Annotated in this window: 20 protein-coding genes and 1 pseudogene; 12 read left to right on the top strand and 9 right to left on the bottom strand. The window is 71.0% G+C overall.

The genetic code is table 11. From position 1 onward, the window contains the following. Nucleotides 1–17: 17 nt before the first annotated feature. The 4 genes from msrB to UK12_RS06595 all read right to left on the bottom strand — a co-directional run bounded on the left by msrB (nucleotide 18) and on the right by UK12_RS06595 (nucleotide 3348). Nucleotides 18–422: a peptide-methionine (R)-S-oxide reductase MsrB gene (gene msrB, locus UK12_RS06610; RefSeq protein ID WP_045300606.1), complete on the bottom strand. Its 405-nt coding sequence runs from the start codon at nucleotides 420–422 to the stop codon at nucleotides 18–20. Between the two features lie 30 nt (nucleotides 423–452). Beyond that, nucleotides 453–1856, bottom strand: coding sequence for a UDP-N-acetylmuramate--L-alanine ligase (gene murC, locus UK12_RS06605; RefSeq protein WP_063838217.1), 1404 nt, complete (start codon nucleotides 1854–1856; stop codon nucleotides 453–455). Nucleotides 1857–1980: 124 nt separating this feature from the next. Continuing rightward, entirely contained in the window at nucleotides 1981–2439 is a 459-nt protein-coding gene (locus UK12_RS06600) for an indole-3-glycerol phosphate synthase (protein ID WP_156178571.1), read from the bottom strand. A 111-nt stretch (nucleotides 2440–2550) separates the two neighbouring features. Beyond that, entirely contained in the window at nucleotides 2551–3348 is a 798-nt protein-coding gene (locus UK12_RS06595) for a pyrimidine reductase family protein (RefSeq protein ID WP_045300604.1), read from the bottom strand. Between the two features lie 94 nt (nucleotides 3349–3442). Between UK12_RS06595 and zapE the strand changes: the two genes are divergently transcribed. The 4 genes from zapE to UK12_RS06575 all read left to right on the top strand — a co-directional run bounded on the left by zapE (nucleotide 3443) and on the right by UK12_RS06575 (nucleotide 8736). Then, nucleotides 3443–4477 (top strand): cell division protein ZapE, encoded by a 1035-nt coding sequence (gene zapE / locus UK12_RS06590; protein ID WP_269431993.1) that lies wholly within the window; start codon nucleotides 3443–3445, stop codon nucleotides 4475–4477. A gap of 119 nt (nucleotides 4478–4596) precedes the next feature. Further along, entirely contained in the window at nucleotides 4597–6690 is a 2094-nt protein-coding gene (uvrB, locus tag UK12_RS06585; protein WP_045300669.1) for an excinuclease ABC subunit UvrB, read from the top strand. Nucleotides 6691–6935: 245 nt separating this feature from the next. Next, the gene (locus UK12_RS06580) at nucleotides 6936–7517 is read left to right on the top strand and encodes a TerD family protein (RefSeq protein ID WP_045300600.1); all 582 of its coding nucleotides are present in this window, start codon (nucleotides 6936–6938) and stop codon (nucleotides 7515–7517) included. A gap of 244 nt (nucleotides 7518–7761) precedes the next feature. Beyond that, the gene (locus UK12_RS06575) at nucleotides 7762–8736 is read left to right on the top strand and encodes a TerC family protein (protein ID WP_045300598.1); all 975 of its coding nucleotides are present in this window, start codon (nucleotides 7762–7764) and stop codon (nucleotides 8734–8736) included. A 41-nt stretch (nucleotides 8737–8777) separates the two neighbouring features. Here UK12_RS06575 and UK12_RS06570 read toward each other — a convergent pair. Beyond that, nucleotides 8778–8960 (bottom strand): annotated as a pseudogene (locus UK12_RS06570) (MBL fold metallo-hydrolase); the annotation flags it as partial. Nucleotides 8961–8988: 28 nt separating this feature from the next. Between UK12_RS06570 and UK12_RS44960 the strand changes: the two are divergent. Continuing rightward, entirely contained in the window at nucleotides 8989–9339 is a 351-nt protein-coding gene (locus UK12_RS44960) for a recombinase family protein (RefSeq protein ID WP_082119363.1), read from the top strand. Continuing rightward, nucleotides 9269–9718, top strand: a complete 450-nt coding sequence (locus tag UK12_RS39445) for a hypothetical protein (RefSeq protein ID WP_045300594.1) — start codon at nucleotides 9269–9271, stop codon at nucleotides 9716–9718. The genes UK12_RS44960 and UK12_RS39445 overlap by 71 nt, the downstream gene beginning before the upstream one ends. A gap of 185 nt (nucleotides 9719–9903) precedes the next feature. On the opposite strand, the gene UK12_RS06560 is transcribed toward UK12_RS39445, so the two are convergent. From UK12_RS06560 to UK12_RS06545, 4 genes are all read right to left on the bottom strand, one after another. After that, entirely contained in the window at nucleotides 9904–10761 is an 858-nt protein-coding gene (locus UK12_RS06560) for a hypothetical protein (RefSeq protein WP_045300592.1), read from the bottom strand. A gap of 269 nt (nucleotides 10762–11030) precedes the next feature. Further along, the gene (locus tag UK12_RS06555; RefSeq protein WP_045300590.1) at nucleotides 11031–11285 is read right to left on the bottom strand and encodes a hypothetical protein; all 255 of its coding nucleotides are present in this window, start codon (nucleotides 11283–11285) and stop codon (nucleotides 11031–11033) included. A 254-nt stretch (nucleotides 11286–11539) separates the two neighbouring features. Continuing rightward, a complete protein-coding gene (locus UK12_RS06550) occupies nucleotides 11540–12187 on the bottom strand; it encodes an MBL fold metallo-hydrolase (RefSeq protein WP_045300588.1) in 648 nt (215 codons plus the stop codon). Nucleotides 12188–12288: 101 nt separating this feature from the next. Beyond that, nucleotides 12289–13041 (bottom strand): maleylpyruvate isomerase family mycothiol-dependent enzyme, encoded by a 753-nt coding sequence (locus UK12_RS06545; protein WP_045300586.1) that lies wholly within the window; start codon nucleotides 13039–13041, stop codon nucleotides 12289–12291. Between the two features lie 315 nt (nucleotides 13042–13356). Here UK12_RS06545 and uvrA point away from each other — a divergent pair, with 315 nt between their 5' ends. From uvrA to whiA, 6 genes are all read left to right on the top strand, one after another. Further along, a complete protein-coding gene (gene uvrA, locus UK12_RS06540; RefSeq protein WP_045300584.1) occupies nucleotides 13357–16269 on the top strand; it encodes an excinuclease ABC subunit UvrA in 2913 nt (970 codons plus the stop codon). Nucleotides 16270–16406: 137 nt separating this feature from the next. Continuing rightward, nucleotides 16407–16904, top strand: a complete 498-nt coding sequence (locus UK12_RS06535; RefSeq protein WP_045300582.1) for a Rieske (2Fe-2S) protein — start codon at nucleotides 16407–16409, stop codon at nucleotides 16902–16904. Between the two features lie 96 nt (nucleotides 16905–17000). Next, the gene (uvrC, locus tag UK12_RS06530; RefSeq protein WP_045300580.1) at nucleotides 17001–19007 is read left to right on the top strand and encodes an excinuclease ABC subunit UvrC; all 2007 of its coding nucleotides are present in this window, start codon (nucleotides 17001–17003) and stop codon (nucleotides 19005–19007) included. 119 nt (nucleotides 19008–19126) lie between these two features. Continuing rightward, a complete protein-coding gene (gene rapZ / locus UK12_RS06525; protein ID WP_156178570.1) occupies nucleotides 19127–20038 on the top strand; it encodes an RNase adapter RapZ in 912 nt (303 codons plus the stop codon). Nucleotides 20039–20203: 165 nt separating this feature from the next. After that, the gene (locus UK12_RS06520) at nucleotides 20204–21175 is read left to right on the top strand and encodes a gluconeogenesis factor YvcK family protein (RefSeq protein WP_156178576.1); all 972 of its coding nucleotides are present in this window, start codon (nucleotides 20204–20206) and stop codon (nucleotides 21173–21175) included. Beyond that, nucleotides 21166–22146, top strand: coding sequence for a DNA-binding protein WhiA (gene whiA / locus UK12_RS06515; RefSeq protein ID WP_045300574.1), 981 nt, complete (start codon nucleotides 21166–21168; stop codon nucleotides 22144–22146). Before UK12_RS06520 ends, whiA begins: the two co-directional genes overlap by 10 nt. Nucleotides 22147–22217: the final 71 nt, after the last annotated feature.

The raw sequence follows: 22217 nt of genomic DNA, 5'->3' as shown, positions 1-22217 counted from the left end.
GCGGGTCACGGGGCGGGCTACGGCGCGGGCTTCAGGGTCAGCGAGATGCTGTTGATGCAGTACCGCTGGTCGGTCGGGGTGCCGTAGCCCTCGCCCTCGAAGACGTGCCCGAGGTGGCCGCCGCAGCGCGCGCAGCGGACCTCGACCCGCCGCATGCCGTGCGACTCGTCGGCCAGGTACTCCACCCGGTCCTCGGCCAGCGGCGCGTAGTACGAGGGCCAGCCGCAGTGGCTGTCGAACTTGGTCTCGCTGCTGAACAGCTCGGCTCCGCAGGCCCGGCAGCTGTACACGCCCACCGTCTTGGTGTCGGTGTACTCGCCGACGTGCGCCGGCTCGGTGCCGGCCTGGCGGAGCACGCGGTACTCCTCGGGGCTGAGCTGGGCGCGCCACTCGGCGTCGGACTTCTCGATCTCGTAGCTCATCGCGGGCTCCTCGTCGCGGCAGGGCTCGGGTCAGGCGTTGGTTGCAACGCTCGCGAGGTGCTCGAGGATTTCCGGGCCCAGGTTGGTGACGTCGCCCGCACCCATGGTGAGCAGCAGGTCGCCCGGCTGCGTCAGCCCGGCCAGCAGCGCGGGCGCGGCGGCGAACGCGTGCTCGGCGCGGACGTCGGCACCGGCCCGGCGGGCGGCGTCGATGATCAGCTCGCTGGTGATGCCGGGGATCGGGTCCTCGCGGGCGGGGTAGATGTCGAGCACCACCGAGGCGTCGGCCAGTGCCAGGGCCTGGCCCATCTCCTCGGCCAGCTGCTGGGTCCGGCTGAACAGGTGCGGCTGGAAGACCACCAGCACCCGCCCGGCGGCCGCCTCGCGGATCGCCTCCAGGTCGGCGGTCATCTCGGTCGGGTGGTGGGCGTAGGAGTCGATCACCTGGACGCCCGCGGCCTCGCCCTTGAGCTGGAGGCGGCGGCGGACGCCGGTGTAGCTGCCGATCGCCTTGGCCAGGTCCTGCGCGGGGATGCCCAGCGCGACGCCCGCGGCCAGCGCGGCGACGGCGTTGTGCGCGTAGTGGCGGCCGGGGACGGAGACGGTGAAGGTCAGCTCGGCGCCGTCGAGCTGCACGGTGACCTCGCTGGTCATGCCGCGCGGGACCACCGAGAGCACCCGGACGTCCGCGTCCTCGGCGGAGCCGACGGTGACCAGGTTCAGCCCGTCTCGGCCGCGCACCCGGGAGGTCAGCTCGCGGGCACCGGCGTGGTCGGCGGAGATCACCAGGGTGCCGCCGGACACGATCCGGCCGACGAAGGTCTCGAAGGACTCGTAGATCTCGTCCATCGACCCGTAGTTGGCGTGGTGGTCGAGCTCCACGTTGAGGATGATCGCGACCTCGGGGGCGTACTTGTGGAAGCTGCGGTCGCTCTCGTCCGCCTCGGCCACGAAGATGTCCCCGGCGCCGTGGTGGGCGTTGGAGCCGGGGGCGTCCAGGTCGCCGCCGATCGCGTACGAGGGCTCCAGGCCCAGCTCGGCGAGGCTGACGGCGAGCATGCTGGTGGTGGTGGTCTTGCCGTGCGTGCCGGCGACGGCGAGCGCCCGGCGGCCGCCCATCAGCGCGGCCAGCGCGTCGGAGCGGTGCACCACCGGGATGCCGCGCTGGTGGGCCGCGGCCAGCTCGGGGTTGTCGGAGCGGATCGCGCTGGAGACCACGACGCTGCTGGTCCCGGTCGGGAGGTGCTCGGCGGCGTGGCCGACGTGGACGTCCGCGCCGAGGGCGCGCAGCGCCAGGACGGTCTCGGACTCCTTGGCGTCGCTGCCGGAGACCTTGGCGCCGCGGACCGCGAGGATCTTCGCCAGCCCGGACATGCCGGCGCCGCCGATTCCGATGAAGTGCGGGGCGTGCAGGTCGTGCGCGGCGTCGTTCAAGGCGTGCTCCGTACGAGGTCGGGCCGGCGGGCGTGGCCGAGTGGGGCGGTCGGGCATGGTGAAACGCGAATCGTCCTTGCGGGCGTTCCGCAAGGACGATTCTGCACTACCGGGACGGGGACCTTCAGGAGTCGCTGGCGAACAGCTTGAGGACCGGGACGCCGACCTTGTGTCTCGCCTGGGAGGCCCAGTCGCGGTGGAAGAACTCCTCGACGAAGTGCGGGGAGGTCAGGACCAGGACCTCGTCGGCGCTGCTCTGCTCCACCACCTCGCGCAGCCGGTTCAGCGGATTCTCCTCGACCACCTCGCCGCTCGCCTCGGCTCCGGCGGTCCGCAGGTGGCGCAGGCTGTGCTCCAGGGACTCGCTCGCGACGGTGGGGGTCTCGGACTCCTCGCGCTCGTGCACCGCCTTGTCGAGGTGGCCCAGGGCCACGTCGTCGAGGGCGCGGAGCAGCTCGTCCTGCTTGCCGCGGGGCTGCATCAGGACGACGAACGAGACCTCCTCGTCGCCGTGGAGCGTGGTGACCAGTTCCACATCGGCGTCGGAGAGCGCCTTTTCGATCATCAGTACCGTCTTGAACACGTGAGTCCCTTCGCAGTTGCAGGCCCCCGGGTCCGGTGTCCCCTCCCATAGTGCCCGGCGGATGCTTTCCTCACGCTGCACACGCGCCACATGAGCCACGGGTGGGCCGGGTCACCGGGCCGAATCTCGAACGGGCGGGGAAACCGGGTCGGCCGGGCGCAGATACCGGGTGAAGAGGAAACCTTTCTGCTCCAGCAATGACACCAGCCGCATCCGCTGCACGCCAGGGATTTCCGTGCCCTGGGCGATCCGCGGTGCCTGGCCCCCGGTGAGCAGCGGGGCCAGCGAGAGGCAGAGCTCGTCCAGCAGCCCGGCCGCCACCAGCTCCCCGAGCAGCCGGGGGCCGCCCTCGGTCAGCTGGCGGGTCCAGCCCCGCTCGGTGAGCGCGGCCACCGCCCGGGTCACGTCGACCGAGCCCTCGCCCGCGACGACCACGTCCGCGACCTCGGCCACCGCGCGGCGGGCGTCGGCGGGGGAGTCCTCGGTGGTGATCACCACCGTGCGCACCACGGGCTCGGTGAACAGCGGTGCCGAGAGGTCGAGCGCCAGACTGCGGGAGACGATCGCGACGGCCGGGGCCGGCGTCTGCCCGGCCGCCTTGCGGGCCGCCGCGAACTCCGCCCGGGCCCGGGCCGGCCGGTAGCCCTCGGCGCGGACCGTCTCGGCTCCGACCAGCACCACGTCCGAGAGTGCCCGCAGCACCCCGAAGATCCGCTTGTCGGCGTCCCCGGACAGGCCCTCGGAGAGCCCTTCGAGCCGGGCGCTGCCGTCCAGTGAGGCGACCATGTTGGCCCGCAGCCAGGCCCGGCCCTGCCCGACCTGCTCGGGGTACGCGTACACGGCGGCCAGCGACTCCAGGGACGAGACGTCCTGCCGGGGCGGGCCGAGCGGGCTGATCAGTTGATGCATGGGACCGAGTCTTCCACGGAGGCGCGTACCCTTTACTGACGTGCCCGCTGCCTCACACCCCGACACCACGGCCGCCCCGGCGTCCGCCGACGCCATAGCCGCCGTCGGCCCGGTCGCCCTCGCCGACCGCCGGCCCCTTGTGCCCGCCGAGCGGCTGGTCGCCGAGATGGTGCCGCCACCGCGGTTCGCCGGCGTCAGCTTCGGCAGCTACCTGCCGGACGCGTCCCAGCCCAGCCAGTACGAGGCCGTCCAGGTCCTGGAGCAGTTCGCCGCCTCGCTCAACAGCGGGAGCGCCGCCCCCAGGCGGAGCTGGTTCCGCCGCGCCGCCCCCGCGCCCAGCGGCCCTGCCGGGATCTACCTCGACGGCGGCTACGGCGTCGGGAAGACCCACCTGCTGGCCTCGCTCTGGCACGCCACGCCGGGCCCCAAGGCGTTCGGCACCTTCGTCGAGCTCACCAACCTGGTCGGCGCGCTCACCTTCAAGGGCGCCGTCGAGACCCTGTCCGGGCACCGGCTGCTGTGCATCGACGAGTTCGAGCTGGACGACCCGGGTGACACCGTGCTGGTCTCCACCCTGCTCAGCCGCCTGGTCGAGAACGGCGTCAAGCTCGCCGCGACCTCCAACACGCTGCCCGACAAGCTCGGCGAGGGCCGGTTCGCCGCCGCCGACTTCCTGCGCGAGATCCAGGGCCTGTCGGCCCACTTCCGCCCGCTGCGGATCGACGGCCAGGACTACCGCCACCGCGGCCTGCCCGAGGCCCCGCCGCCGTACACCGACGAGGTGGTCACCGAGCGGGCCGCGCGCACCCCGGGCGCCTCGCTGGACGACTTCGACGGTCTGCTGGAGCACCTCAAGGCCGTCCACCCCAGCCGCTACGGCGCCCTGCTGGACGACGTCCAGGCGGTCTTCCTGCGCGGTGTCCACCAGGTCGACGACCAGTCCACCGCGCTGCGCCTGGTCGTCCTCGCCGACCGGATGTACGACCGCGAGCTGCCCATCACCGCCTCCGGCCTCCCCTTCGACCAGGTCTTCACCGAGGAGATGCTGCGCGGCGGCTACCGCAAGAAGTACCTGCGCGCGATATCCCGCCTGGTCGCCCTGGCCCGGGACAGCGCCAGGACCGCCTGACGCAGGCCCGGGACCGCTCCGGCGCCGGCCCGCCGGAGCGGTCCCGGGCCTGCGTGCCCTGCGGCCGTGACCGGGACTTGCCGGTCCGCGTTGTCGGTGGCGGGTCGTACGGTGGACTCGTGCGACCCATCACGAGTATCGAGCGGTCAGTGGCGCCCTTCGAGGTCGTCAGCCCCTACCAGCCCAACGGCGACCAGCCGGCGGCCATCGCCGAGCTGGAGCGCCGGATCCGCGCGGGCGAGAAGGACGTCGTCCTGCTCGGTGCCACCGGCACCGGCAAGTCGGCGACCACCGCCTGGATGATCGAGAAGCTCCAGCGTCCCACCCTGGTGATGGCGCCGAACAAGACCCTGGCCGCCCAGCTGGCCAACGAGTTCCGCGAGCTGCTCCCCAACAACGCGGTCGAGTACTTCGTCTCGTACTACGACTACTACCAGCCCGAGGCGTACGTCCCGCAGACGGACACCTACATCGAGAAGGACTCCTCGATCAACGAGGAGGTCGAGCGGCTGCGCCACTCGGCCACCAACTCGCTGCTGACGCGCCGCGACGTGGTCGTGGTGGCCTCGGTCTCCTGCATCTACGGCCTCGGCACCCCGCAGGAGTACGTGGACCGGATGGTCCCGCTCAAGGTCGGCGAGGAGATCGACCGGGACGCACTGCTGCGCCGCTTCGTGGACATCCAGTACACCCGCAACGACGTCGCCTTCACCCGCGGCACCTTCCGGGTCCGGGGCGACACCGTCGAGATCTTCCCGGTCTACGAGGAACTCGCCGTCCGGATCGAGATGTTCGGCGACGAGATCGAGGCGCTCTACACCCTGCACCCGCTCACCGGCGAGATCATCAGCCAGGACGACTCCGTCTACGTCTTCCCCGCCTCGCACTACGTGGCGGGCCCGGAGCGGATGGAGCGCGCGATCACCGGCATCGAGCAGGAGCTGGAGGAGCGCCTGGCCGCCCTGGAGAAGCAGGGCAAGCTGCTGGAGGCCCAGCGCCTGCGCATGCGCACCACGTACGACATCGAGATGCTCCGCCAGATCGGCAGCTGCTCCGGCGTGGAGAACTACTCGATGCACTTCGACGGCCGCGAGCCCGGCACGGCCCCCAACACGCTGCTCGACTACTTCCCGGAGGACTTCCTCCTGGTGATCGACGAGTCGCATGTGACGGTGCCCCAGATCGGCGCGATGTACGAGGGCGACGCCTCCCGCAAACGGACTCTGGTCGAGCACGGCTTCCGGCTGCCCTCGGCGATGGACAACCGCCCGCTGAAGTGGGAGGAGTTCCTCGGCCGGATCGGGCAGACGGTCTACCTCTCCGCGACCCCCGGCAAGTACGAGCTCTCGCGCGGCGACGGCGTGGTCGACCAGATCATCCGCCCGACCGGCCTGATCGACCCCGAGGTGATCGTCAAGCCGACGGAGGGCCAGATCGACGACCTGGTGCACGAGGTGCGCAAGCGGGTCGAGAAGGACGAGCGGATCCTGGTCACCACGCTGACCAAGAAGATGTCCGAGGACCTCACCGACTACATGCTCGGCCTCGACATCCGGGTCCGCTACCTGCACAGCGACATCGACACCCTGCGCCGGGTCGAGCTGCTGCGCGAGCTGCGGGCCGGCGAGTACGACGTACTGGTCGGCATCAACCTGCTCCGCGAGGGCCTCGACCTGCCCGAGGTCTCCCTGGTGGCGATCCTGGACGCGGACAAGGAGGGCTTCCTGCGCTCCGGCACCTCGCTGATCCAGACCATCGGCCGCGCCGCCCGTAACGTCTCGGGCCAGGTGCACATGTACGCGGACCGGATCACCCCGGCGATGGAGCTGGCGATCGAGGAGACCAACCGCCGCCGCGTCGTCCAGCAGGCGTACAACGAGAAGCACGGCATCGACCCGCAGCCGCTGCGCAAGAAGATCGGCGACATCCTGGACACCCTGGCCCGCGAGGACATGGACACCGAGGAACTGCTCGCCACCGGCTACCGCGGCAGGGAGAAGGGCAAGGGCGCTCCGGTGCCCGCGCTGGGCGCCGACCGCAAGCCGGCCAAGAGCCTCCCGGCGGCCGAACTCGCGGATCTGATCCAGCAGTTGACGGACCGGATGCACAACGCCGCGGCGGAGCTCCAGTTCGAGGTCGCGGCCCGCCTGCGGGACGAGATCGGTGAGCTGAAGAAGGAGCTGCGGCAGATGCGCGAGGCCGGGATGGCCTGACTTCTCCGCGGCGGCGAGGTCTCGTCCCCGGTGCGAGCGGGTAGGCCATCGACAGACGTGTACCCGCAGGCCCTAGGCTGGCCTGCGGGTACTCCCTCGCAGGTGCGGGGCCTGTCCGGGCGCCGGTGCCGACGGGGGAGGCGAGCACCTTGGGGGCCTCAGCCGGGGGACGGCAACGGGGTGATCCGCCGTGCAGCCGCAGCGGGCGACCTGCCCGCCGGGCTGAGGAGAGAGAGGACAGCACCGTGTCGGTGAATCTGGCCAAGGGCCAACGAGTCAGCCTGCAGAAGGGCTCGGGCGAGTCGCTGAGTGTGGTCCGGATGGGCCTCGGCTGGGCGGCGGCGCCCAGGCGCGGGCTGTTCGGCCTGCGCAGGCGGGAGATCGACCTGGACGCCTCCGCCCTGCTCTACGCCGAGAAGACCCCGTCCGACGTGGTCTTCTTCCAGCACCTGATCAGCAACGACGGCTCGGTCCGGCACACCGGGGACAACCTGGTCGGCGGGGCGGGCGCGGGCGACGACGACGAGTCGATCCTGGTGGATCTGACGCACGTCCCCGCGCACATCACCCAGATCGTCTTCACCGTCAGCTCCTACACCGGTCAGACCTTCACCGAGGTGCAGAACGCGCACTGCCGCCTGGTGGACGAGAGCACCGGCCAGGAGCTGGCCCGCTACGAGCTGACCGGCGGCGGCCCGCACACCGGCCAGATCATGGCCAAGGTCTTCCGGGAGCCCGGTGGCGGCTGGGGCATGCAGGCCATCGGCGTCCCGGCCAAGTCCCGGACGTTCCAGGACCTGCTGCCCGCGATCGAGCCCTACCTGTAGGCACTTCCCGCAGGTCCCCCCTGACAATTCTTTACCTTCTTTACCTTCTCTTGGGAGTTCTGTTAGTGTTGACGGCAGCGGAGGGGAGTATTCCCCCGCAGTTGTCCCGTCAGCACGGGTGCCCCCTTTCTGTGGTGGTGCGCCCCGGGGCGCTGGCCCGTGTGTTCTCGTGTGGGGGCACACGGGCGGAAGAGACCTCCGGCAGTGACGTGTATGACTCGCCTACTTGCCGGAGGAGCAGAGGATGGACGTTTCCGTGGGCCTTTGGGTCGGCACCATCGGTGTGCTGATCGCACTGGTCGTGGCCGATTTCTTCATCGGCGGCCGTAAGCCGCACGAGGTGTCGATCAAGGAAGCCGGGACCTGGACGGTGGTCTGGGTCGTCCTGGCGCTGCTGTTCGGCGGTTTCCTGTGGTGGCACTCCGGCTCGCAGCCGGCCGGTGAGTTCTTCGCCGGGTACATCACCGAGAAGTCGCTCAGCGTGGACAACCTGTTCGTGTTCATTCTGATCATGAGCAAGTTCGCGGTGCCCAGGATCTACCAGCAGCGGGTGCTGATGGTCGGCGTGATCATCGCGCTCGTCCTGCGCGCGGTCTTCATCGCTGGCGGCGCCGCCCTGGTGACCACCTTCTCCTGGGTCTTCTACATCTTCGGCGCCTTCCTGATCTTCACCGCCTGGAAGCTGGTCAAGGAAGCCCGCGCCGACGAGGAGGACGCGGAGTTCGAGGAGAACCGCCTGCTCAAGTCGATCGAGCGGCGCTTCCCCTCGACGGACAGGTACCACGGCACCGAGCTTCTCATCCGCGAGAACGGCAAGCGGCTGATGACGCCGATGCTGATCGTGATGCTGGCCATCGGCACCACCGACGTGCTGTTCGCGCTGGACTCGATCCCCGCGATCTTCGGCCTGACCCAGGACCCGTACATCGTCTTCACCGCCAACGCCTTCGCGCTGATGGGGCTGCGCCAGCTGTACTTCCTGATCGGCGGCCTGCTGAAGAAGCTGGTCCACCTCTCGTACGGCCTGTCGGTGATCCTCGGCTTCATCGGCGTCAAGCTGGTGCTGCACGCGCTGCACGAGAGCGGCGTGCACGTGCCGGAGATCGGTGTCCCGTTCTCGCTGGGCTTCATCGTGGCGGTCCTGGCCGTCACCACGACCACCAGCCTGATCGCCTCCCGCCGGGCGGCGCAGGAGAGCCTCGCCGAGGCGAAGGGCTAGCCGGGGGTCGGGGGCGCGGGGAACCGCGCCCCCGACCGCTCTCACCAGCCGCGCTCGCGCCACTCCCCGAGGTGCGGGCGCTCGGCGCCGAGGGTGGTGTCGGCGCCGTGGCCGGGGTGGACCCAGGTCTCGTCCGGGAGCGCGTCGAAGATCTTCTCCTGGACGTCCCGGAACAGCCGGGCGAACCGCTCCGGGTCCTTCTGGGTGCTGCCGATCCCGCCAGGGGGAGTAAAGGGCCTCCAGGGGCAAAATATGTCAGCCATGACGCCCACTCGGTTCGAGCTGCCTGAAAGCGCGTTCCTTGCCCTCGCCTACTCCCGCATCTCAGGAGATCCATTTGACCAGCGGCGCGGGGTCAAGCGTCAACAGGGAGACCTCCGCGCGCATTGCGACGCCCAGGACTGGCACCTCTACGGCGAGTACTCAGACAACGATCTGAGTGCCCTCTCGGACGAGCGACCGGACTACGACCGCCTCATGGCCGCCGCGATCGAACTCGGCCCCCGCGCGGCAGCAGCCGGCAAGAGGGTCGTTGTGTTCAGGTCCCGGGCCCGCGTCGGCCGACGGTGTTGGCGACGCCGGCCAGGATCTCCTGGTAGGTGAGCGGGCCGAGCGCGGCATCACCGGCGGGCGGCTGCTGCGCAGGGTCGGCCGCTGGGGCAGCATTCGCGAACAGCTCGCCGCCGCCACCGTCAACGACATCAGCAAGTGGCTCACCGAGGCCGCCGACCTGGCCGAGGACGAGCAGGGCCGGACCTTCGCCGCGCACGGCTGGCGCGCCTCCGGCTACAGCGCCGCCCGCACCGCCGGCGCGCCGGAGGAGAGCGCCAACCGGCACGGCCGCTGGTGGTCCGCCAGCCGGGCCGCCAGGGGCTACGACCGGGACCGCGGCGCCCCGGCCGACCACCCCATGGCCAAGGTCGCCGCACAACAGGCCGCCGCCGCTCCCCAGGACCCGGTGACCGAGGAAGTCTCCGCATGAGCCACGAACGGGACCCGGCCATCCGCCCATTGCCCTGATGCCTGGCACTGGCGAGCATCGGCCTGTAGCAGGCGCCCGGCCGCCACGAAGCCCCGCACCAGACGGTGCGGGGCTTCCGCGTTGCACCCCGGAGTCGTAGGTGCCTGTTTTCGAGGTGTGGGGTGCTACCGTCCGGGCCTCTGCGTTCAGCCGGTGCAGTCGGCGATGGAGAGCGGGCTTCCGGCGCAGTTGGTGGGGAAGTTGCCGCTGACATCGCTGGCGACGAGAGCGACGCTGCCAGCAGCGTCGCTGATGCCACCAGGCGCGTTGACCGAGGTGTTCGCGTTGACGTGGCTCTGGAAGAGGTCGGTGGCCCCGCCGCTGAAGTTGACGATCCCGCCGGCGGTGTTCGCCTGGTTGCTGTTGATCTCGCTGTCCTGCAACCGCAGGGTACCGGTATTGCCGATGCCGCCGCCCTGCAAGCCGGCCGTGTTGCCGGTGACCTGGGTGCGAATGAGGGTCAGACTGCCATCGTTGGTCAGGCCTCCGCCGTTCTGCGTCGCCTGGTTGTCCACAACCTGGGTGTTCACGAGGGTGGTGGTGGCCCCGGTGTTAGTGCCGATGCCGCCCGCGAAGTCGGCATGGCTGTTGCTGATCACGGATTCCCGGACGGTGAGGATCCCGGAGTTGGCGATGCCGCCGCCGAAGGTTCCGGTGCCGTCGCCGTTGGTGATGAAAGCCTGGCGCAGGTTGAGGTTTCCACCCGCGTCAACCACGAGCACCTGGAACGCCGGTCCGGACGACCGGGTGATCGTGCTGCGGCTGCCGTCGATGACGACACGCCCGGTGATGTGCGGCAGCGGGGTGCTCAGGGCGTAGGTGCACCCCGAGGCGAGAACGAGAGTGTCGCCCGTGGAGTTGGCGGCGGTGATCGCGGCTGCGAGGGCACCAGCGTTGCAGGGGACGGCCGTCTGCGCGGCAGCCGGGGAACTGGAGACGCCAAGGCAAACGATGCCGAGACACAGAGCTTGCGCGAGGCGCGCCGCAGGCTTACAAGCAGGCATATCTGCTCCTTCGGAAGGCGGGAGGGGGGTCGCTGTTCGTCCCAGTCATGGGCACGTGGGGAATGGCGCCCTGCCTGAGAGGACCGAGCGAGGCATTCCCCGCCTCGGGGAGAGTCAGCCAACTGCGGTCGCATTTCACCCGATCGGCTGGGCCGGCGCCTGAAATCCGTATCTACACCCTGCCCAGGGCGGCAACGTGCGCTTCGCCAAGGCCGCCGCGTCCTGGCGGACCCGCTCGGCGGCCGCTCGTGGATGCCGAGGTCGGCTCTTCAGGGTGACGGTGGTGGGTCGAGGCAGAGTCCGGTTCCGGGGGCCACCGCCGTGAGGGTCTCGGACTCGACCGGGGCGGTCAGGGCGGGGGCTCGCTTGACCTTCAGGGACGGCGCCGAGGACTTCATCGGGACCGGGCCGAGGCCGTGCTGCTTGAAGATGACGCGGATGGCGCCCAGGTCGGCGGCCCGGTTGTACTCGGCGGCGGCAGCCTCGATGTCGGCGAGGGCGGGCATGTCGTCGAGCCCGTACACGTCGGCGGGGTCTTCGGCGAGCTCGACCGGCCGGGCGGCCGGGAGCTCGAAGAGCGAGGCGGGGCGGTGACGCCGCGGACGGCGCGCGAGATGCTGCCGGCGATGTCGCGGAGCGAGGCCACGCGGGACTTGCGGGGCATGAGAAGGTAATTCACAGCTGGGCTCCCTGGCGACTCAGGTGAGTTCGGTGAGGCCCTGCCGTGGTGCGCTAACACCTTGGTGGGGCCGCCGTGCGCAGGCGGCCCCTTCAGCTGCTACCAGCCGCGAGCCCACCACTCTTGGAGCTGCGGACGCTCCGCGCCGAGAGTGGTGTCGTTCCCGTGGCCGGGGTAGATCCAAGTCTCGTCTGGCAGAGTGAAGACCTTGCCCTCCAGCGCTTCCATCAACGACTTGAAGTCTTCCGGCTGTGTCGTCCTTCCGGGACCGCCCGGGAAGAGGCAGTCACCGGTGAACACGTGCGGGTGGCCCTGCGGGTCGTCGTAGATCAGCACGATCGCGCCCGGGGTGTGGCCCGCCAGGTGGCGGACCCGCAGCTCGACCTGGCCGACCCGCAGCACGTCCCCGTCGTCCAGCAGCAGGTCGGTGGGCACCGGGATGCCCGGGGCGTCGATCCGCCCGGCCGCCGTCCGCGCACCGGTCGCGGTGACCACCTCGCCGAGCGCGGCCCAGTGGTCGTGGTGCTGGTGGGTGGTGACCACGGTGGCCAGCTGCTCGCCGACCGACTCCAGCAGCAGCGGCCCCTCGGCGGCGGCGTCGATCAGCAGCTGCTCGTCGGTGGCCCGGCAGCGCAGCAGGTACGCGTTGTTCTCGAACGGGCCGACCGCGATCTTGGTGATGATCAGGTGGGCGAGCTCCCGCACGTCCGGCGGGCCGCCGACCTTCACCGCTCCGTGGTACGTCATCGCGTCGCTGCTCCTCGTCAGTCCTGGGTCGGTGCCGGGCACCCGTACCCGGGCCCCGGCACCGGCCACTGGTCGTGCCGGTCAACTGCATCATGGCCCGCTCAGCCCAGCGGCGGAAGCTCCGGCAGTGCGCAGACGGCGTCCGGCAGCCGCTCGCCGCCGCGCCGGACCCGCAGGCCGGCTCCGGCCGAGCGGCCGGAGACCCAGGCGGTGAGCGCCCGGAGCGGGCCCTCGGCGGTCAGCTCGGGCTCGGCGCCGACGGGGCCGAGCTGCGCCCGGGTGCCGGTGTCCTCGGCGACCAGCAGTACCGCCGGGACCGACGCCACGGCGAACTGCCCTGCGAGGCGGACCAGTTCGGCGGCGGCGAAGCCCTCGGTCCAGTGCTCGGGGGCGTAGCCGGCGGCGAGGTCGACATGGTGGTACTCCAGCTCCTGGCGGCGCTTGGCGAGCAGGTGCGAGGCCGGGAAGACCGCGCCGCTGCGGTGCCGGACCGAGGCGCTCCAGGCGGCGTCGGACAGCTTGGCGGCGGCCTCGGTGAACCGTGCGTCGCTGGCCTTCAGGTCGACGAGCTGCTCGGTGAGCGGGCGGACGGCGCCGGACCGGATGCCGTCCTCGCGCTCGGTCTCGCTCGCGTACTGGGGGATGTCCCGGCCGGTCCGGGCGCCGTCCAGCAGGTTGACCAGCGAGTCGGCGTTCCGGGAGAGGTGGGCCAGCACATGGCCACGGCTCCAGCCGGGCAGCGCGGACGGCTCCCCGAGGCTCCCGGGGTCCAGCTCGGTGACGGTGCGCAGCAGCCGCCCGGTGGACTCCGCGACGGCCTTCAGGGCAGCGGTGACGGTCTCGGCATCGGCCATGGTTCCTCCAGTGCGGTGCCCGGCCGGAGCGTTGCCCGGACGGGTACGTGCTCGTTGACATTGGTGACGCTACCGGGCCGCGAGGCTCTTGAGCAGGGGGTTTCTCCCACTGGGGGAGGGGCGCGGGGGCGGCCCTTCACTCGTTCGGGTGGTCTCGGCTGGACAGGCTCGATAATCGAACGTCTGAGCTATAGGCTGACATGCGGCAAGCTGGAAGAAATCACTCGATTGCTCACTTGACTGTGGAGTCGGCCCCATCGCCGGCCGGCTGCGCAGTCGTCGAAGCCATCTCCCCCGGGAAAGGCGCCAGAAGCAGTGGCAGACCGCCTCATCGTCCGCGGTGCTCGCGAGCACAACCTCAAGAACGTCTCGCTGGACCTGCCGCGGGACTCCCTGATCGTCTTCACCGGGCTCTCCGGGTCCGGCAAGTCCTCGCTGGCCTTCGACACGATCTTCGCCGAGGGCCAGCGGCGGTACGTCGAGTCGCTGTCCTCGTACGCGCGCCAGTTCCTCGGCCAGATGGACAAGCCCGACGTGGACTTCATCGAGGGCCTCTCCCCGGCGGTCTCGATCGACCAGAAGTCCACCAACCGCAACCCGCGCTCCACGGTCGGCACCATCACCGAGGTGTACGACTACCTGCGCCTGCTGTTCGCCAGGATCGGCAAGCCGCACTGCCCGCACTGCTCCCGCCCGATCGCCAAGCAGTCCCCGCAGGCCATCGTCGACCGGGTGCTCGAACTCGCCGAGGGCACCCGCTTCCAGGTGCTCAGCCCGGTGGTGCGCGAGCGCAAGGGCGAGTTCGTCGACCTCTTCGCCGACCTCCAGTCCAAGGGCTACGCCCGCGCCCGGGTGGACGGCACCACCGTCCAGCTGACCGAGCCGCCCACGCTGAAGAAGCAGGAGAAGCACACCATCGAGGTGGTCATCGACCGCCTCACCGTCAAGGAGAGCGCCAAGCGGCGTCTGACGGACTCGGTCGAGACGGCCCTCAAGCTGGCCGGCGGCATGGTGGTGCTCGACTTCGTGGATCTGCCCGAGGACGACCCCGAGCGCGAGCGGATGTTCTCCGAGCACCTCTACTGCCCGTACGACGACGTCTCCTTCGAGGAGCTGGAGCCGCGCTCCTTCTCCTTCAACTCCCCGTTCGGCGCCTGCCCGGACTGCTCGGGCCTGGGCAACCGGATGGAGGTCGACCCCGAGCTGGTCATCCCCGACCCGGAGCGCTCGCTGGAGGACGGCGCGATCCACCCGTGGTCCCAGGGCCACACCAAGGAGTACTTCCAGCGCCTGGTGGACGCCCTCGCCGGTGAGCTGGGCTTCCGGACCGACCTCCCCTGGGCCGGGCTGCCCGCCCGGGCCAGGAAGGCGCTGCTGTACGGGCACAAGACCCAGGTCGAGGTCCGCTACCGCAACCGCTACGGGCGCGACCGCTCCTACACCACCTCCTTCGAGGGCGCGATCCCGTTCGTCACCCGCCGCCACTCCGAGGCGGAGAGCGACAGCAGCCGGGAGCGATTCGAGGGGTACATGCGCGAGGTGCCCTGCCCGGCCTGCCAGGGCACGCGCCTCAAGCCGGTGATCCTCTCGGTCACCATCCAGGACAAGTCGATCGCCGACGTCTCGGCGATGTCGATTAGTGACTGCGCCGAGTTCCTGGGCGCCATGAAGCTGACCGCGCGGGACAAGCAGATCGCCGAGCGGGTGCTCAAGGAGGTCAACGAGCGGCTGCGGTTCCTGGTCGACGTCGGCCTGGACTACCTCTCGCTGAACCGGGCCGCGGGCACCCTCTCCGGCGGCGAGGCCCAGCGCATCCGGCTGGCCACCCAGATCGGCTCCGGCCTGGTCGGCGTGCTGTACGTGCTGGACGAGCCGTCCATCGGCCTGCACCAGCGGGACAACCACCGCCTGATCGAGACCCTGGTCCGGCTGCGCGACATCGGCAACACCCTGATCGTGGTCGAGCACGACGAGGACACCATCAAGACCGCCGACTGGGTGGTGGACATCGGCCCCGGCGCCGGTGAGCACGGCGGCAAGGTGGTGCACTCCGGATCGCTGAAGGAGCTGCTGGCCAACCAGGAGTCGATGACCGGCCAGTACCTCTCCGGCAAGCGCTCCATCCCGATCCCGGCCGCCCGCCGCGACCGGGACAGGAAGCGGCAGATCACCGTGCACGGCGCCCGCGAGCACAACCTCCAGGACGTCACGGTCGGCTTCCCGCTCGGCACCTTCACCGCGATCACCGGTGTCTCCGGATCGGGCAAGTCCACCCTGGTCAACGACATCCTCTACACCCACCTCGCCCGCGAGCTGAACGGCGCCCGCAGCGTCCCCGGCCGGCACACCCGGATCACCGGCACCGACCTGGTGGACAAGGTGGTGCACGTCGACCAGTCGCCGATCGGCCGCACCCCGCGGTCCAACCCGGCCACCTACACCGGTGTGTTCGACCACGTCCGCAGGCTCTTCGCGGAGACCCAGGAGGCGAAGGTCCGCGGCTACCTGCCGGGCCGCTTCTCCTTCAACGTCAAGGGCGGCCGCTGCGAGAACTGCTCCGGCGACGGCACCATCAAGATCGAGATGAACTTCCTGCCGGACGTCTACGTCCCCTGCGAGGTCTGCCACGGCGCCCGCTACAACCGGGAGACGCTGGAGGTCCACTACAAGGGCAAGTCCATCTCCGAGGTGCTGGACATGCCGATCGAGGAGGCCCTGCACTTCTTCGAGGCCGTCCCGGCGATCGCCCGCCACCTGCGCACGCTCAACGACGTCGGCCTCGGCTACGTCCGGCTCGGCCAGTCCGCGCCGACGCTGTCCGGCGGTGAGGCGCAGCGCGTCAAGCTCGCCTCCGAGCTGCAGAAGCGTTCCACCGGGCGGACGGTCTACGTGCTGGACGAGCCCACCACCGGCCTGCACTTCGAGGACATCAGCAAGCTGATCAAGGTGCTGGACGGCCTGGTGGAGAAGGGCAACACCGTGATCGTCATCGAGCACAACCTCGATGTGATCAAGACGGCCGACTGGGTCGTGGACATGGGCCCCGAGGGCGGCAGCGGCGGCGGCACGGTGGTCGCCGAGGGCACGCCCGAGGAGATCGCCGCGACCACGGCCAGCCACACCGGCAAGTTCCTCCGCGACATCCTGGTCGACGGCCAGGTCGACGCCCCGGCACCGGCCAAGCCCAGGAAGGCCGCCCCCCGCAAGCGGGCCGCCGCGAAGAAGTAGGGGGCGCCCCGGGGCGCGGGGCCGGCCGTGCTTCCCCGCGCCCCGGGCGGGCGGCCGCCCTCCTCGGGCGTTCAAAGGTTGCGGGCATAGACTGCCGCCGGTCCTGCCCCTACCCCGCCCCGAGGGAGACGCCACCGATGTCCGAGGCCGTCGAGAACCCCACCGCCGCCACGCCCGAGACCTCCCGCCGGACGCTGCTGTGCGGCGCGAGCGCCGTGCTGGCCGTCGGCGGCGCAGTCGCGGTCAGCGGCTGCTCCTCCTCCGCTTCCCCGGCCGCCTCCGACAGCGGCTCGACCAAGTCCACCGACCAGTCGACCAAGTCCGCCGGCCAGCCGGCCGGTCCGGTCGCCGTCGGCCCGGCGGCGGACGTCCCGGTCGGCGGCGGCACGGTCTACCGCGAGAAGAAGATCGTGGTGACCCAGCCGACGGCCGGTCAGTACAAGGCGTTCAGCGCCGTCTGCACGCACGCGGGCTGCGTCGTGGACAAGGTCGCGAACGGCCAGATCCAGTGCCCCTGCCACAGCAGCCGCTTCGCGGTCGCGGACGGTGCCGTCCAGGACGGCCCGGCGCCGAGCCCGCTGCCGGAGTACAAGGTCACCGTGCAGGGCGGCAGCCTCGAGGTCACCCCCGCCTGAGCCGCCGGTCCACGCCGCTCCCTTACAACACCGGTCACCGTGACCGGTGTTCGGGACGGCCTCCGGAGTGTCGGTGCGGATCGGTACGGTAGAGGCATGGCCGACCCCTCCACGTACCGCCCGGCGCCCGGTGCGATCCCGACCTCGCCCGGTGTCTACAAGTTCCGTGACGCGCACGGGCGGGTCATCTACGTGGGCAAGGCCAAGAGTCTGCGGCCGCGCCTCTCCTCGTACTTCCAGGACATCGCGGGCCTGCATCCGCGGACGGCGACCATGGTCACCACCGCCGCCTCGGTGGAGTGGACGGTGGTCGCCACCGAGGTCGAGGCGCTCCAGCTGGAGTACTCCTGGATCAAGGAGTTCGACCCCCGGTTCAACGTCAAGTACCGCGACGACAAGAGCTACCCGGAGCTCGCGGTCACCCTGGGCGAGGAGTTCCCCCGGGTCCAGGTGATGCGCGGGGCGCACAAGAAGGGCGTGCGCTACTTCGGTCCCTACGGGCACGCCTGGGCGATCCGCGAGACGGTCGACCTGATGCTGCGGGTCTTCCCCGTCCGTACCTGCTCCAACGGCGTGTTCAAGCGCGCCCGGCAGGTCGGCCGCCCCTGTCTGCTCGGCTACATCGGCAAGTGCGCCGCGCCCTGCGTCGGAAAGGTCTCGCAGGAAGAACACGCCGCGCTGGCCGAGGAGTTCTGCGACTTCATGGCCGGCCGCACCGGCGGCTACCTGCGCCGCCTGGAGCAGCAGATGCAGGAGGCCGCCGTCGCGATGGAGTACGAGCGCGCGGCCCGGCTGCGCGACGACATCGCCGCCCTCACCCGCGCGATGGAGAAGAACGCGGTGGTCCTCGGCGACGGCACCGACGCCGACCTGTTCGCCCTCGCCGAGGACGAGTTGGAGGCCGCCGTGCAGATCTTCCACGTCCGCGGCGGCCGGGTCCGCGGTCAGCGCGGCTGGGTCACCGACAAGGTCGAGGACGTCGACACCGCCGCTCTGGTCGAGCACGCGCTCCAGCAGCTCTACGGCGGCGGCACCGAGTCCGTCCCGCGCGAGGTGCTGGTCCCCGAGCTGCCCCGGCCACTGGAGCCGGTCCAGGAGTGGCTCACCGGTCTGCGCGGCGCCCAGGCCGACCTGCGGGTGCCGCAGCGCGGCGACAAGAAGGACCTGATGGCCACGGTCCAGCGCAACGCCCAGCAGGCGCTGGCGCTGCACAAGACCAAGCGCGCCTCCGACCTGACCACCCGCAGCCGGGCCCTCCAGGAGATCACCGACGCCCTCGAGTTGGACTCCGTCCCGCTGCGGATCGAGTGCTTCGACATCTCGCACCTCCAGGGTGACGACGTGGTCGCCTCGATGGTGGTCTTCGAGGACGGGCTGGCCCGCAAGAGCGAGTACCGCCGGTTCCAGATCAGGGGGTTCGCGGGCCAGGACGACGTCCGCTCGATGCACGAGGTGATCAGCCGGCGCTTCCGCCGCTACCTCCAGGAGCGCGAGCAGACCGGCGAGTGGGCCGTCCCCGAGCAGGACGACGACACCACCGACACCGCCGCGAGCGGCCCGGTCGACCCCGAGACCGGCCGTCCGCGCCGCTTCGCCTACCCACCCCAGCTGCTGGTGGTCGACGGCGGTCAGCCCCAGGTCGCCGCCGCCAAGCGGGCGTTGGACGAGCTGGGTATCGACGACGTGGCACTCTGCGGGCTGGCCAAGCGCCTGGAAGAGGTCTGGCTGCCCGGCGAGGACGACCCGGTGGTGCTGCCGCGCAGCAGCGAGGGCCTGTACCTGCTCCAGCGGGTCCGCGACGAGGCGCACCGCTTCGCCATCACCTACCAGCGCAGCAAGCGCGCCAAGCGGTTCACGGCGGGGGAGCTGGACTCCGTTGCCGGTCTCGGCGAGACTCGCCGGAAAGCGTTGCTCAAGCACTTCGGCTCGCTGAAGAAGCTGCGCGCGGCCACCGTGGACGAACTCTGCGAGGTCCCGGGTATCGGCAGGCGGACGGCGGAAACTGTTGCCGCAGCGTTGGCCTCCCGTACACCGGCAGCACCTGCGGTGAATACCGCAACCGGCGAGATCATTGAAGACGACGCACCGCAGGAGACGCCGTGACGGCCGACGCCGCCCGTCAGTCCCCGCGCTCCGGTTTCACTCCCGCGGGTGAGACAGGGATGCCCGGGCGACGCCAGACGCGTTCTCCTCAGCAGAACCACCGAAAGCGGGGAACCGAAGTGACAGTGTCCGAGCAGGGGGGGACCTCCCAGCCGAAGGCCGGGGGCGAGAGCGTCCCAGAGCTGGTGATCATCTCCGGGATGTCCGGAGCCGGCCGCAGCACCGCCGCCAAGTGCCTGGAGGACTTGGGCTGGTTCGTCGTGGACAACCTCCCGCCGGCCCTCATCCCGACCATGGTCGACCTCGGCGCCCGCTCCCAGGGCGCGGTGCCCCGGATCGGCGTCGTGGTCGACGTCCGGGGCCGCAAGTTCTTCGACGACCTGCTGACCTCCCTGGACGAGCTGGAGAAGCGCGGCGTCCGGCTCCGGGTGGTCTTCCTGGAGTCCTCGGACGACGCCCTGGTGCGCCGCTTCGAGTCGGTCCGCCGCCCGCACCCGCTGCAGGGCGACGGCCGGATCGTCGACGGCATCAGCCAGGAGCGCGAGCTGCTGCGCGACCTGCGCGGCGAGGCCGATCTGGTGATCGACACCTCCAACCTCAACGTCCACCAGCTGCGCAGCAAGATGGACGCGCAGTTCAGCGACCACGACGAGCCCGAGCTGCGGGCCACCGTGATGTCGTTCGGCTTCAAGTACGGCCTCCCGGTCGACGCCGACCTGGTGGTGGACTGCCGATTCCTGCCCAACCCGCACTGGGTGCCCGAGCTGCGGGCCCGGACCGGCACCGACGGCGACGTCGCCGACTACGTCTTCGAGCAGCCCGGGGCCAACGAGTTCCTCGACGGCTACGCCGAGCTCCTCAAGATCGTGACCGAGGGGTACCGCAGGGAGGGCAAGCGCTACATGACCCTTGCCGTAGGCTGCACCGGTGGCAAGCATCGCAGCGTCGCGATGTCCGAGCGTCTGACGAAGCGTCTGATCGCGGACGGCGTCGAAACGGTGCTGGTCCACCGCGACATGGGCAGGGAGTGAGCCTGCGGGAGTGACACCACCGCCCCGCCGGCCGCTCACCGGGGTATGAAACAGGAACGTGGGGTCGGTGTGACGGGATACTCGCCAGTGCGGCAGCAGCTCCAGCACAGGTCTGCCGACCGGCGAGAACAGGCGGCACCCAGGCCTCGCCCCGGCGCACCCAGAATCACCGCGCTGGGCGGGGGCCAGGGGCTGTCTGCCTCGCTCTCGGCGCTGCGCCGGCTGACCACCGAGCTCACCGCCGTGGTCACCGTCGCCGACGACGGCGGATCCAGCGGGCGGCTGCGCACCGAGCTCGGTGTGCTGCCGCCCGGGGATCTGCGCAAGGCGCTGGCGGCGCTCTGCGGCGACGACGACTGGGGCCGCACCTGGTCCGAGGTGATCCAGCAGCGCTTCACCGGCGACGGCGAGCTCGGCGGGCACGCGGTCGGCAATCTGCTGATCGTCGCGCTCTGGGAGAAGCTGGGCGACCCGGTGGAGGCGCTCAACTGGGTCGGCCGCTTGCTCAACGTGCAGGGCCGGGTGCTGCCGATGTCGGCCGTCCCGCTGGACATCGAGGCCGAGGTGCGCGGTCACGACCCGGAGCGTCCGGACGAGATCAGCTTCGTCCGGGGCCAGGCCGACGTCGCCGTCACCCCCGGTACGGTCCAGTCGATCCGGCTGCTGCCCGAGGAGCCGCCGGCCGTGCCGGAGGCGGTGGAGGCCGTGCTGGAGGCGGACTGGGTGGTGCTCGGCCCGGGGTCCTGGTTCACCAGCGTGCTGCCGCACCTGCTGGTCCCCGAGCTGGCCAAGGCGCTCACCGAGACCCGGGCCCGCCGCCTGCTGACCCTCAACCTGGCCCCGCAGCCCGGGGAGACCGAGGGCTTCACCCCGCAGCGTCACCTGGAGGTGATCGCCGACCACGCTCCGGAGCTGGCGGTGGATGCGATCCTGGTGGATGAGCGGGCGGTCACCGGCGGGGCCTTCGGGGTGGCCGATCTGGCGGGCCTGGAGAAGGCCGCCGAGCGGATGGGCGCCGCCCTGGTCCTCGGCAAGGTGGCCAGGACCGACGGGACGCCGCGACACGACCCGGAGCTCTTGGCGGCTGCGTACGACCGGATTTTCCGGACACATGGAAGGATCGGCCCATGGCGATGACGGCAGCGGTGAAGGACGAGATCAGCCGGCTCCCCGTCACCCGGGCCTGCTGCCGCAAGGCGGAGGTCTCGGCGATCCTGCGATTCGCGGGCGGTCTGCACATTGTGAGCGGCCGGATCGTGATCGAGGCGGAGCTGGACACCGGCATGGCGGCGCGGCGGCTGCGCAAGGACCTGCTGGAGATCTTCGGACACTCCTCGGACCTGGTGGTGATGGCCCCCGGCGGCCTGCGACGCGGCAGCCGGTACGTGGTGCGGGTGGTGAAGGACGGCGAACTGCTGGCCCGGCAGACCGGGCTGGTGGACGGGCGTGGGCGGCCGATCCGGGGTCTGCCCCCGGCGGTGGTCTCCGGGGCGACGTGTGACGCGGAGGCGGCCTGGCGCGGGGCCTTCCTGGCGCACGGCTCGCTGACCGAGCCGGGCAGGTCCTCCTCCCTGGAGATCACCTGTCCGGGTTCCGAGGCGGCCCTGGCGCTGGTCGGCGCGGCCCGGCGGCTGGGCATCCCGGCCAAGGCCCGCGAGGTGCGCGGGGTGGACCGGGTGGTGATCAGGGACGGCGACGCGATCGGCGCGCTGCTGACCAGGCTGGGCGCGCACGAGTCGGTGCTGGCCTGGGAGGAGCGCCGGATGCGCCGCGAGGTGCGGGCCACCGCCAACCGGCTGGCCAACTTCGACGACGCCAACCTGCGCCGCTCGGCCCGCGCGGCGGTCGCGGCCGGTGCCCGGGTGGCCCGCGCACTGGAGATCCTCGGGGACGAGGTGCCCGAGCACCTGGCCGCCGCGGGTCAGCTGCGGATGCAGCACAAGCAGGCCTCGCTGGAGGAGCTGGGGGCGCTGGCCGACCCGCCGCTGACCAAGGACGCGGTGGCCGGACGGATCCGCCGGCTGCTGGCGATGGCCGACAAGCGCGCCGCCGAGCTGGGCCTGCCCAGCACCGAGGCCAACCTGACCGACGAGATGGCGCTCAACTGACCGGATCCGATTGACGGATCCTGTTGACGGAGTAGCACCGTTTCATTGTCCGAACGGCCGGTGTCCCACAT

This window comes from Saccharothrix sp. ST-888, assembly GCF_000955975.1.
Taxonomy (GTDB): domain Bacteria; phylum Actinomycetota; class Actinomycetes; order Streptomycetales; family Streptomycetaceae; genus Kitasatospora.
This window is presented reverse-complemented; position numbering and strand designations above follow the sequence as displayed.

What these genes read in the sequence shown, in the direction of transcription:
- msrB (WP_045300606.1), bottom strand. Translation starts at nt 422, where the DNA reads ATGAGCTACGAGATCGAGAAGTCCGACGCCGAGTGGCGCGCCCAGCTC.
- UK12_RS06595 (WP_045300604.1), bottom strand. Translation starts at nt 3,348, where the DNA reads ATGCATCAACTGATCAGCCCGCTCGGCCCGCCCCGGCAGGACGTCTCG.
- UK12_RS06575 (WP_045300598.1), top strand. Translation starts at nt 7,762, where the DNA reads ATGGACGTTTCCGTGGGCCTTTGGGTCGGCACCATCGGTGTGCTGATC.
- UK12_RS44960 (WP_082119363.1), top strand. Translation starts at nt 8,989, where the DNA reads ATGTCAGCCATGACGCCCACTCGGTTCGAGCTGCCTGAAAGCGCGTTC.
- UK12_RS06560 (WP_045300592.1), bottom strand. Translation starts at nt 10,761, where the DNA reads ATGCCTGCTTGTAAGCCTGCGGCGCGCCTCGCGCAAGCTCTGTGTCTC.
- UK12_RS06550 (WP_045300588.1), bottom strand. Translation starts at nt 12,187, where the DNA reads ATGACGTACCACGGAGCGGTGAAGGTCGGCGGCCCGCCGGACGTGCGG.
- UK12_RS06545 (WP_045300586.1), bottom strand. Translation starts at nt 13,041, where the DNA reads ATGGCCGATGCCGAGACCGTCACCGCTGCCCTGAAGGCCGTCGCGGAG.
- UK12_RS06535 (WP_045300582.1), top strand. Translation starts at nt 16,407, where the DNA reads ATGTCCGAGGCCGTCGAGAACCCCACCGCCGCCACGCCCGAGACCTCC.
- uvrC (WP_045300580.1), top strand. Translation starts at nt 17,001, where the DNA reads ATGGCCGACCCCTCCACGTACCGCCCGGCGCCCGGTGCGATCCCGACC.
- whiA (WP_045300574.1), top strand. Translation starts at nt 21,166, where the DNA reads ATGGCGATGACGGCAGCGGTGAAGGACGAGATCAGCCGGCTCCCCGTC.